Source organism: Mucilaginibacter sp. OAE612 (assembly GCF_041806395.1).
Taxonomy (GTDB): domain Bacteria; phylum Bacteroidota; class Bacteroidia; order Sphingobacteriales; family Sphingobacteriaceae; genus Mucilaginibacter; species Mucilaginibacter rubeus.
Window position 1 is genome coordinate 5217741 of the sequence record NZ_JBGMUW010000001.1, and the last position, 11593, is coordinate 5229333.

The following is an 11593-nucleotide window of genomic DNA, read 5'->3' on the forward strand; positions in this document are numbered from 1 at the left end:
CACCATATTAAGTGCAATTAATAATTAGCATATTACAAGCTTATCCCAAGCCTTATTGCCGATTTTGCCTCAGTACCTCCATTGTATGATACGCCATACATCAAACGGATATTAAGATATTGCAATCCAAAACCCAGTTCGGTATAGTTTTTAAGCGTGGGAGTGTACAGGTAATTTACGTCCACGATCTCCTGCAGTTTAAACTTGCGGATCAGCGGGATCTTATTGGTGATGAAACCAGAAAAGTTGTGTTCAAAATGCCCTTCAAGATATTTATCAGGCGTACTGAAATCGTAGTAATCCAGTAAGAGAAATCGGTTTAACCTCGGCTTGTATGAAAGCACCTCGTTGCCTGCAAAGTGGAAATAATCGGGGAAGAATACGCTCTTAGCATTCAGGAATTTACCGGCTCCTATAAAAAATGAGCTACTGCCATAAAAACCCATGCTAATATCTGCCCTTGAAATCTCCGCGCTGATTTTATCATAATTAACATCTGAACCCAATACATTGCTGATGCCTTTAGTGTAGTTTAAACTGATGGTTGGATATTTGGATGGCAGATAGCGCCTACCTGAAGGATAGGTTTCGTATTTATTGCTGAAATCATAACTGGCCTGCAGGTTTACGGTGATCGACTGATTTTCGGCGAACAACTGCGTATTATGATCAGGATCCAACGGGTTATTGGACGTAAACTGATGGGCGTGCGGATCAAAAACACTGAATGAAGCCGTGTTTAACAACGATTTACGGTTAGCCCACTCAACCGATGCGCTGCCGCGCAAACCGCCGGTCACCCTGCCCGAAAGTGAAGCCAAAGCAAACTGCTTCTGATACAATTTCTTAAAATTCTGTTGTGCCAACAGGCTGTGAACTGTATTCACAAAGGTAGACATGGGAGCCTGGTTATTCAGGTCAGCTATATCCGAACCACCGCTTAAACCCAGCGTAAACCGCTGCATTACCGGGATAGCCGCACCTGCCGAAGCATTGAACAAATGGTTGGAGAAGCCATAGCGCACCTTGCCGCTCAGCATAAAATAGCGGTTATTGACTGTATCAATCAATTTGCTGTACGATGCGCCGTAATCAAAAGCCAAACCTTCTACTGTGTTATAAAGCAGGGAGCCGATGATTGGATCGTAATGAAAATATTCTTTTTTGTATCGATTGCGGGTATTGATGCCGGTGAAAAGCAGGTTTACCGGTTTAAATTTATTGTTGGCTTTATCCAGTGAGTCGAGGTACTCTTTTGATTCCCGTTTTATGGCGAGTTTATCTTTATTGGTATAATCGGTAACCTCTTCGGCGGTAAGCGGGATTGGCCGGGCCTGGTTCCAGTAAGCAGAATCTTTGCTGATGCCTTTGGCGATCCGGAGCACTTCGTTAAAATCGGCTTTGTTTAATGCAGGGTCGAGGTTGTAGTTTTTATAGATCGAAATAAAGTAACCTCCTAATTTAAATCCAAACAAACCTCCTGTAAATTCAAATTTAACAGAGGATGCCATCCAAATCTTTTCGCTAACAGGGAAAAACTGCTGGTTAATTTTAAGGGTATCAACAAAATTGATGTTAGCCTTTTTGGTGATGTAAAGCTGCAACCCGTAAATGCGCCAGCTATCATCCAAAATATAAATATACCCCTCAAAACATGGGTCATGTGCCCGTTTAGGGCTTACCTGGATCTTGTTAATAGTTTCGCCATTCTCAACTGAAGTACCTATGTACTTATAGTTATAATAAAACATGGCGTTATCAGCCACCGGCGATACCAGCGGGCGGTTACTCATACCCCGCCAGGTTTCATAGTTCTGGTAAAAATTAACCGCCATATCCGATGCCCGGTTAAAGCTGAACGCCCGGTTACGGCCCGACACTTTTGACGACACCTGTTCCTCATGCACCTTATCGGGCCTTATAAAGCTATATTTTGATTCCGACTCAGAAAGGTAAACTATCCCGCGGCGGTTTGAATCAAGACCGGCTTCACTGGTAGCTTTTTGCACATCAAAACCCATAAAAGTTTTTGGGGCGGCCAATAGTTTTTGTAAGCCTTTGATGTAGATATCGCAGGTATAGGCTTTAACTTCGTTAAGATAGGTTTTGCGTTTTTTAATGGCCTTACGCATAATTGCATAAGCTGGATCTTCAGCCCCTGCATGCACAGTAACATCCTTAAGCTGGTAAGTTTCTGTTTGCAGGCTGATGTTGATAACCTGGTTAGCTGCAAGGTTAACTATTTTGCTTTGCTGGGCATAGCCAACTGCTTTGTATTGAATTTCCTGCATGCCGCCATTTAAACGCAGCAGGTAGGTTCCTTCGCTGTTGGCGGATACCCCTATAGTAGTATTTTTTATAAAAACGGATGCAAAGGGGACGGGCTTACCTTCCTGGTTGGTTATTTTACCACTAATGCTGAATTGCTGGGCATATGAAGAAAAATTGAATATTAAAAATAACGCAACTAAGGCTGGCTTCATTAAGCAGATGTTTATGCTAAGATGAAACTTATTAATTGATTGTTACAGCGCCAAATTGTTAAATAATGTGAAAAGGCACCCGGTTAGGATGCCTTTTTCTTTGATATATCTTTGTTGCCAAGAGGCGGATGTGGCTTATTTTTGATGTTCCAATCCTTAATATCAACCAGGCCTGGCTTTGTTTGATAATGCGATTTGCTTTCAGGGCACCTCACAATAAATTTACCTTTAACCTGCTCTATAACTGGCCTTTCGCCGCATTCCTTACAGGGTTCACAAAAGATATTTTCTTGTATAGGTATAAATTTTTCCATAGTAAATTATTCGAACATTAGTACGTTTAATTAATTATGGGGTCCTTTCGGTAATACAAATAACGTAATTTCTGAGCTCAAAAAATAAAATTCCTCATTAATAAACAAAATAAACAACACGGGAATGCTTATTTTATCAGTGCGAGTAAATCGTCATCGCTGATAATGGGTATATTAAGTTTATTAGCTTTTTCTAACTTGGCAGGGCCCATATTTTCACCCGCGACCAGGTAATTGAGTTTAGCCGAGATACTGCTCAATATCTTGCCACCGTTTTGTTCAATGATATCTTTCAGCTCATCACGCGAAAAGTTGCCGAATGTTCCCGATATAATAAAGTTCATCCCGGCAAGCTTTTCACTGGCCAGTACAACTTCTTTTTCTTCGGCAATAAATTGCAGGCCCTGCTCCCTTAGTTTTTGTATTTCCTGCCGGTGGATTTCACCTGCAAAATATTCGGTTATACTTTGGGCTATCCGTTCGCCTATTTCTTCGGCAGCTGTAAGTTCTTCAGCCGACGCTCCCATTAATTTATCTATCGATTTAAAATGGAAAGCCAGCTTGCGGGCCACCGTTTCGCCCACATAACGGATGCCCAAACCAAACAGCACTTTTTCGAAAGGCATTTTCTTGGATGCCTCAATACCATCAAGCATATTATTGATCGATTTTTCGCCAAAGCGGCCTAACTGTTTCAATTCGGCAGCATGGGTATGCAGCTCATAGATATCGCTGATGTGGCTTATAAAGCCCTTGCTGTATAAGGTTTCGATAGTTTCATCACCCAGCCCATCAATATTCATTGCTTTACGGCCAATGAAATGCTGCATCTTTCCAACAATCTGCGGCGGGCAGCCTTCATCATTGGGGCAATAAAACGCAGCCTCGCCCTCCTTGCGCTCAAGCGGAGTATCGCAGGCCGGGCAGGTAACGCGGTAAACAACAGGCACAGCGTTGGCCTTACGTTTTTCAGGGTTTACGCTAATGATCTTTGGGATGATTTCACCGCCCTTTTCAACAAAAACGGTATCTCCCTCATGCAGGTCAAGCCGGATGATCTCATTGGCGTTATGCAGCGTCGCGCGTTTTACCGTAGTGCCTGCAAGCAGTACAGGCTTTAAATTGGCCACCGGGGTTACAGCACCTGTACGGCCTACCTGGTAAGTCACTTCAAGGAGCTCGGTCTCCACCCTTTCGGCCTTAAACTTGTAAGATATAGCCCAGCGCGGCGATTTGGCGGTAAAGCCAAGCTCCTGCTGCTGTGAGTAATTATTTACTTTAATAACAATGCCGTCAATATCATAGCTCAGGTTAAAACGTTCCTTATCCCATTTATTAATAAATTCCAAAACGCAATTAATATCCCCGCAAAGCTCACTATGCTCATTGGTATGAAACCCCCAGGTTTTAACAGCCTGCAGGCTTTCCCAATGGGTTTTAAATACTGTTTTTTCGGTGTACAAAAAGTACAGGAAGCAATCAAGCGGGCGTTTGGCTACTTCGGCCGAATCCTGCATTTTTACTGTGCCTGAGGCAAAGTTACGGGGATTAGCATAAGGAACCTCCCCACTTTCGATACGTTCATTATTCAACCTGTCAAAAGCTTTGCGGTGCATGAACACTTCACCGCGGATGTCAAAATAGCCGGGATAGCCTTCGCCATGCAGGCGCTTAGGTATGGTATGAATGGTTTTAATATTGGTGGTAACCTCATCACCCTGTACACCATCACCGCGGGTAACGGCCCGCACCAGTTTGCCGTCTTCATAAGTGAGGCTCATGCTCAAACCATCAAACTTAAGCTCACATACGTACTCAAAGTTATCACCAATGGCTTTGCGGATCCGCTGATCAAAATCAAATAGCTCCTGTTCATTATAGGTATTGCCCAACGATAACATCGGCCAGCGGTGCCTAACGGTTACAAATTCCTTGGTTATATCACCGCCTACCTTTTGTGTTGGCGAATCAGGGTCAGCAAACTCCGGGTATTCTTTTTCGAGTTTATTAAGCAACTCCAGTTTTTTATCAAAATCAAAATCAGAAATGGTTGGCATAGCCAGCACATAGTAGTTGTAATTGTGCTGTTTAAGTTCGGCGGTTAATACCTCTATTTGTTTTTTTGTTTCAGCTGATGACATAGGTACGAAGGTAATAATTTCCTTTATTTCATCCTTTTCACCACGGTAAATACCGGCTTTTGGCAATAACGTTTTTTTGGCATGCAATAACAATAATTAGCATATGATATTGCATATAATACCAATAAAATAAATATGATAAATCTCTTTCATAAACGCGGAGCACATAGTAGATTTATCAAACAAAAAACTACATCGAATGAAAACACTAAAAATCCTGATCCTGTCAGTATGGTTGATGCCTTTTTTGGCAACCGCGCAAACAAAACCACTAAAACATGCCCACAACCCTGCTGCAAACCATCACAAACTGCCGGTACGGGGCATTACTTATGATGACTTTAAAAGCTCGGTTGCTGATTTTGCCGACACCAGCAGTAAAAAAGCCCTTGCCGATTCGGCTTGGCTGCTCTGGAAAACCGAAAAATGGGACGCGCTTGAAAAATTCTTTACCGCCAACAACCTTAATGGCGGCTGGCCTCCAAATCGTGGCGCAGTAAATCTTATCATCATTACTCTAAAAAAGGGTGTGTTGATTGACCGCTATGGCGGTTATAGCGATTCTACCGGCACTTTTCAGGATAAAGGCACTTTTGTATCGCCAAAAGGCGTACCTTTCCCAATGCGTGCTTTGCCGGATAATACTCTTAGCAAGCCGTACAAAATTTACAAGATCCTGAAGCCTATAGCCAAAGTTAGGGAGGGTAAAATTATTCCATGGTTTGGCAAACCGGGCTTGGGTATCCAGTATGAAGTACCAGCCACTGTTAACGACCTGAAAGCAGGCGGTTACATTGAAGAGGTAAAACAATAAAAACGCGATATATTAAAATATGATCACAAAATATGAAGTAACAAAATCATTGTTGTTTGATGGAGACGAAGCCGAGGTAATACATAAAACATTTAAACTGCCTGCCGGTGATATAAAGTTCGGTGATTTTGCCAATAATAATTTTGAAGATCTGCATAAGGTAATTACACCCGACGACTTTAAAACCATTGTAAAAACAGGCGGCTTTAATGCCGACTTTCTTAATTTATACAAGGGCAGCGAAAGGCTCAGGCTATATTATACTAAAAAGGGGAACTCTATTGCTGTTTTCGCATATGGCGAGTTTCAGCCAACAAGGTATAAACTTTATTTTGAAGGCTTTTGGATATTGTAATACCACTGTTTATACAATAAAAAAACCTGCCGGTTACGGCAGGTTTTTTTATTACTATCTGTTTTAATTAATGGTCGGTACTTGATGTTTCGCTGGTAACACTCATAGGGAATGTTAAACCGCCCGGAACTTGCGGGTTATCTTTTATTTCGACAGTACCGTCAATGTTTTGCTTTAATTTTGAACTGGAGATCCAGCCGGTAGCCTTGTCAACAACAACATCAGCTACCATAGTACCTTTCATATTGTATTTCATGGGCATATTACTAACGGTTTTATAACCGGCAGTATTATCTGTTTCAAGTGTGGCATTTCCGTGTATCAGGTAGCTCTGCGGAGTGATATCAACCAGTTGATAAACAGATATGACCTTCGCGCTCATAGCACCTTCCAGGTTATTTTTAATTGTCCATTTATCATTTTTTGCCACCGCCGTTTCGGGCAGCACCGACATGGCCATTTCCAGGTTGCTTTTAAGCGCCCCTGATCCAAAAGATTGGGTTAGCTGCGTTTTCAATTGCTCTTTCTTTTCGGCCGGCACCTCCTTAAAGCCATCTATCATAGATGTGATCATATTCTCGGCGTTCTCTATCGACCTAATCCGGCCGCTTTTGGTTAGCGTTGCCGTAAATGGTTTATTGGTTATGCCCGACATGATTCTGGCCATAATATTTGTGGTATCCTTATTATCAGAATCAAAAGTTACATTACCCGTAGGCAGCTGCATTTTCATACCCACTTTGGTATAGTTAACCTCCATATAATAAAGAGAATCATTAGCATTTAATACTTTGAATGACATTTTGCCGTCAATCGTCATATCGATATTATTAACCTGCCCATTTATAGTTTGCTTTACAACAGAGTGTGCCGTAGTAGATAAGTAATAACTATTACCTTTAATTAGTTTTAAAGCCGGTTTTACCTTCTGCGCATAACCGGTTACCGCTCCTATAACCAGTAAACCGGCCATCAAAATTTTCTTCATGATTGGTAATATGTAAGCGCTAAATATATTATAATATCTCTTACAAAAAACTTAAAATTCCTAACAATTAATTAAAAACAAATTCGTTAACTTTATACTGCGCTCGGCTCTTTAATTTTTCACACACCTAATTTAGCGGAAAGAGAGGTTTTTATGTTACAGCAGATAGCATTTATACCACAGCACCAGTTTCATGTGCTGATCAATTTTTCGGGAGAAGATGAACGTATTTTGGCAATTTTACCCAACGAAGCAGGAAATTTCCGCGTGATTTACCAGGGTAAGACAATTGCCGAACTTAACCTGGATAAGGACGGCTGTACCTGCTATAAGGGTAAGCTAAAGAAAAACGTCATGGCCCAGCTTGAGCACCAGATAAAAAATCATTACGCATAAGCTGTTAATAAAAAAGAATTTGATAGTTCATGGGAGATAAACCCATGGTTCATAGTCCATGAGTTTATACCCGTGGACTATCAATTAATTTCCGCTGGTTTTAGCCAGCATGGCTTCTCTGATAAATTTAACCGGTGCACTGCCGTAACTCAGGAACTTTTCGTTAAACTCTTTCAGTTTATATTTATCACCCATTTTTTGTTTATAGGCATCCCTCAAATCTATGATTTCTTTATAGCCAGTATAATAACTGGTAAGCTGAACACTGGTTACGCTAACGCGCTTCCATTTGCCATCAGCTTCGGCCTGTTGTTGGAAAGCTTCGCGGGTTAATAACTTAGTTGTTTCATCTTTGGTCATACTGCCGCTATGAACACTATAATCCAAAATGGTGTTACATACCGAACGCAGGTTCCATTTATACCACATTAGCATCATTTCGGGCTCGTTATTGCCAAAGCCGTTCTCCAGCATCATTTGCTCGGTGTATACGGCCCAGCCTTCGGCCATGGCACCATTGCCAAATACAGCTTTGATGATACTTGGGGCTTTATTGGAGTATACGCCCTGTACATAATGCCCCGGCACAGCTTCATGAATGCTCAGGATCTGTAAAATATAATTGTTGTACTCGCGCAGGTAGCTTTCGGCCTTTTCCTTGCTCCAGCCGGCCAGGCTGCCTACGTTATAGTACGAATTACCATTTTTATCGTACGGGCCAGGGCCGCTCATAGATGCGCCTGCCACACCCGCCATATAACCAGGCTCTTTACGAATGATCAATGGTTTTGACGGATCGAGCGTTAACAGGTCTTTAGCTTTAACAAAGGCATTAAGCTTTGGTATAATTTGTTCAATTGATGACTGAAAATCTTCAGGCTTTACATGCTTTGATGATAGGGTATCTATCAGCTGGCTTATTATCAGCAGGCTATCGGCTGGTGCAGCCTGTTTACCAAAGTATTTTGGCCAAAGTTGCTTGCTGATCTTAGTCATCTCACGGTGAATGTATTTTTTACGTTCAACGGCAGCATTGTAGATTTTCTCGGCAGTGTTGGTAGCTACAATTTCGTATTTAAACTTATCCTCATATAAATCCTTACCCAGCCTGAAACTTCTTGGGTGATCATTTTTAAGTGCTTTAAGCCAATCGGCATAGGCTTTAATGGCAACCACGCTCTGCGCAGCCCTGTCGGTCATTAACTTTTGCTCAGCTTTGGGGATATTGGTTTTCTTAAGCGAATCGGCGAAGTCTTTTCCTATTACATCAAGCCCACCCAGGTTTTGCTCAATAGCCAGGCTGGTAAGTTCGGCCACCGGGTTTTTAATCTGTTTTTGGGCGTCTTTGTAATACTGCGGAATAAACGACATACGCTGATAAAAATGACGCAAACGTTTTGGCAAAGGCTCATAGTGCTCGTTCAGGATGTAAGCAAAGGTGCCGATAACGTTATATGACGATGGGTCCCACTCATATTGTTTTAACTGGCGCACCTGCCATTGCAGGTATTCAAGCTGATTTTGCAGAATCTTGTAATCTATCTTATTGGCTTCAGAAAGAGTGTTTACCTCAAAGCGGCTTAACGAATCAACCTGGTATTTGGCAAAGGTTACCAGTTTATCGCGGCTTTGCTCATTAGGCAACACCATCAAGCTATCGTATTTGTGATATCCTGCCGAAGTTGCCCAATCGGGGTTCAACTTCCAGAAGTTATCCAGAAACGTGTTCTCGTATTTAATAAAAGCTTCATCATCCTTCCCTAACAATGGGCCGGTGCCGCTGCCCCCATCTTTTTTACAGCCGATAAAGGCAACCATGAATAAAACAACGGCGAGTGCTAATTTTAAGAATATGTTTCTGACCACAACTGATGAGTTTTACAATGAAGCATAAACTTAAAACTTTTAAGCCAAATAAATCAAACCGGCGACGAATTTGTTACTTTAAGCCCCCGGCCCCCTAAAGGGGTGCGAGAATTAGTCGTTATAATTTGGATTACCTATGAATAATGAACATAAAGTCTTAGTAAATGAAATTGTGCATTTGCTGCAAGGTGGCAACGCACATGCAGATCTGAAAAAAGCGCTCGATGGTTTACCGCCCAATCTTCGCGGGGTTAAAGTTGATAAACTTCCTTATACTATATGGCAACTGGTTGAACATATCCGGATAGCCCAGTGGGATATGCTTGAATTTAGCAAAGACGGCAGCCACGAATCACCAAACTGGCCCGATGATTACTGGCCAAAAGAGCTTTCACCAAAAGATGATGCAGCCTGGGATAACAGCCTTGAACAGATTGACAGCGATTTGGAAGAGCTAATAGAACTGGTGAAAAGCGGGGATATCTATAAAAAAATTCCGCATGGCGACGGGCAAACTATACTTCGGGAAGCGTTACAAGCTGCCGATCACAATGCTTACCACGTTGCCGAGATCATCGTGATCAGGAGGTTATTGGGGGCTTGGTGATATGTAAGATAACCATATACAACCGTCATTGCGAGGAACGAAGCAATCCCCAATTAGCAGAGCGGCTATGTAAAGTTTCTCTGTACAGCTTGGGATTGCTTCGTTCCTCGCAATGACGTATGTTTAATAAGGTTACCTCGTTGTCTTCAACACAAAGTTTGTTATCGCCGTTACAAACTCCGGTTTAAGCGGTAAATCAGGCTCATTATAAGTCGCTTTGTTCTTTTCCTTATCTGCCGGGGCTTCTTTCAACACATGATTCATGTTGGGGATAATATCAAGTATAGCATCTGACTTTGCTTTTTTCAACTTTTCGGCGTCACCAACAGTTACCTGTAAATCGGTGGTTCCCTGGATGATCAATATTGGTGCTTTTACCTTCCTGATCTCGCGTTGCGGATTATACCTGAACCATGACATCAAATATTTTTGAATACTCGGCCGGGCTATAAAATACAAAGCGGGGTCGATATTATCGGTTGTTTTACCACGTTTCAAACTATCAAGCATCCGGTTAAAGCCTTCAGATATAAAAGCAGGTTGCGCTTTCATCTGTTCAGTGAGAATCTTATCTGCCGAATCACCGGCACCGGCCACTGATATGAAGCCTTTTATCGGCTCATCAAGCGAAGCCATCATGCCAACCAACGAACCTTCGCTGTGCCCCAGAATAATTATCCGTGAAAAACGCTCATCTGACGAAAGCATGTTAAGCAAGGCGGCGGCATCTTCTACATAATCCTCAAACCTGATCTCGTTTTCCTTAATGGATGTAGTGCTTTGCCCTACCAAACGTTTATCATAACGCAAGGATGCTATGCCTTTTTTTCCCAACTCGTTAGCTATCATCTTATAAACATTGGCATGGAGGCCCAGTTTTGGACTGTTACCGTCCCTGTCTGTAGGGCCAGAGCCGGCGATGATCAATACCAACGGCACTTTACCGTTAGCGTCCTTCGGCATAGCCAGCGTTCCCGATATTGAACCCAATAAAGTTTTAACCGTTACAGGTAATTCGACCAGAGAAGGATCGGTAGCTATGGTTGTACCCGCCGCGGTACTTGCCGCAGCAGTTGTAGCCGACGCTTTGTACGGTGTCAATGACAGGCCTGTAAATTTATTATCGGCATTTAACGACAGATTTAATAAAAAAACACTTTTCTGAAATGTAGCTTTATAATGCGCTATCGGGGTTTCATAGCTTTCAAAATCAGCCTGTAACAATGAGCCCAATTGTGTTTTTAACTGCACCGTTGTACTTTTGAAATCGGCTTGTGAAAGTGCCTTCTTCATTTCTGGCCCAAACAAGCTGTATATGCTATCCGGCTGATTGTTATTGTATAGCTGTTTAAATTTATTTAAAGCTGTAGCATAATTGTCCGGAGGTGTTTGTGCAAATAAATCCCCTGCAAAACAGGCAACTAATATAAACAGACAAAGTTTTTTCATGTTATAATGGTCAATATACAGTGCGATGATGTATTGAGGCCGAAAATAAAGAAAAAATCAGGTTGTTTTGTTTATTTATACTGTTGCATGCTTTTTTGTAAACAATATTTGATGCTGCACTGTAAAAACCTTTTACCCGACATAATCCATACTAATGTTGCAACATTCTTTTATATTATA

10 protein-coding genes are annotated in these 11593 nt (G+C 41.9%); 4 read left to right on the top strand and 6 right to left on the bottom strand.

The features are described 5' to 3' along the window. Nucleotides 1–32: 32 nt before the first annotated feature. The 3 genes from ABID99_RS21540 to ligA all read right to left on the bottom strand — a co-directional run bounded on the left by ABID99_RS21540 (nucleotide 33) and on the right by ligA (nucleotide 4938). Nucleotides 33–2483, bottom strand: coding sequence for a DUF5686 and carboxypeptidase regulatory-like domain-containing protein (locus ABID99_RS21540; protein WP_373615072.1), 2451 nt, complete (start codon nucleotides 2481–2483; stop codon nucleotides 33–35). Nucleotides 2484–2566: 83 nt separating this feature from the next. After that, complete coding sequence (locus ABID99_RS21545; protein ID WP_373615073.1) at nucleotides 2567–2797, bottom strand: hypothetical protein; 231 nt, start codon at nucleotides 2795–2797, stop codon at nucleotides 2567–2569. 128 nt (nucleotides 2798–2925) lie between these two features. Next, nucleotides 2926–4938: an NAD-dependent DNA ligase LigA gene (ligA, locus tag ABID99_RS21550; protein WP_373615924.1), complete on the bottom strand. Its 2013-nt coding sequence runs from the start codon at nucleotides 4936–4938 to the stop codon at nucleotides 2926–2928. A 199-nt stretch (nucleotides 4939–5137) separates the two neighbouring features. Here ligA and ABID99_RS21555 point away from each other — a divergent pair, with 199 nt between their 5' ends. Both ABID99_RS21555 and ABID99_RS21560 read left to right on the top strand, forming a co-directional pair. Beyond that, entirely contained in the window at nucleotides 5138–5752 is a 615-nt protein-coding gene (locus ABID99_RS21555) for a TNT domain-containing protein (RefSeq protein WP_090529841.1), read from the top strand. Nucleotides 5753–5771: 19 nt separating this feature from the next. Next, nucleotides 5772–6107 carry a hypothetical protein gene (locus ABID99_RS21560; protein WP_090529844.1) on the top strand — a complete coding sequence of 112 codons (336 nt, stop codon included), beginning with the start codon at nucleotides 5772–5774 and terminating at the stop codon, nucleotides 6105–6107. Nucleotides 6108–6174: 67 nt separating this feature from the next. On the opposite strand, the gene ABID99_RS21565 is transcribed toward ABID99_RS21560, so the two are convergent. Next, complete coding sequence (locus ABID99_RS21565; RefSeq protein ID WP_090529847.1) at nucleotides 6175–7095, bottom strand: DUF6263 family protein; 921 nt, start codon at nucleotides 7093–7095, stop codon at nucleotides 6175–6177. A 153-nt stretch (nucleotides 7096–7248) separates the two neighbouring features. Between ABID99_RS21565 and ABID99_RS21570 the strand changes: the two genes are divergently transcribed. After that, nucleotides 7249–7491: a hypothetical protein gene (locus tag ABID99_RS21570; protein WP_090529851.1), complete on the top strand. Its 243-nt coding sequence runs from the start codon at nucleotides 7249–7251 to the stop codon at nucleotides 7489–7491. Nucleotides 7492–7575: 84 nt separating this feature from the next. On the opposite strand, the gene ABID99_RS21575 is transcribed toward ABID99_RS21570, so the two are convergent. Continuing rightward, nucleotides 7576–9357, bottom strand: coding sequence for a DUF885 domain-containing protein (locus ABID99_RS21575; RefSeq protein ID WP_373615074.1), 1782 nt, complete (start codon nucleotides 9355–9357; stop codon nucleotides 7576–7578). A 136-nt stretch (nucleotides 9358–9493) separates the two neighbouring features. Here ABID99_RS21575 and ABID99_RS21580 point away from each other — a divergent pair, with 136 nt between their 5' ends. After that, nucleotides 9494–9964: a DinB family protein gene (locus tag ABID99_RS21580; RefSeq protein WP_176625066.1), complete on the top strand. Its 471-nt coding sequence runs from the start codon at nucleotides 9494–9496 to the stop codon at nucleotides 9962–9964. A gap of 132 nt (nucleotides 9965–10096) precedes the next feature. On the opposite strand, the gene ABID99_RS21585 is transcribed toward ABID99_RS21580, so the two are convergent. Next, entirely contained in the window at nucleotides 10097–11413 is a 1317-nt protein-coding gene (locus tag ABID99_RS21585; protein WP_373615075.1) for an alpha/beta fold hydrolase, read from the bottom strand. Nucleotides 11414–11593: the final 180 nt, after the last annotated feature.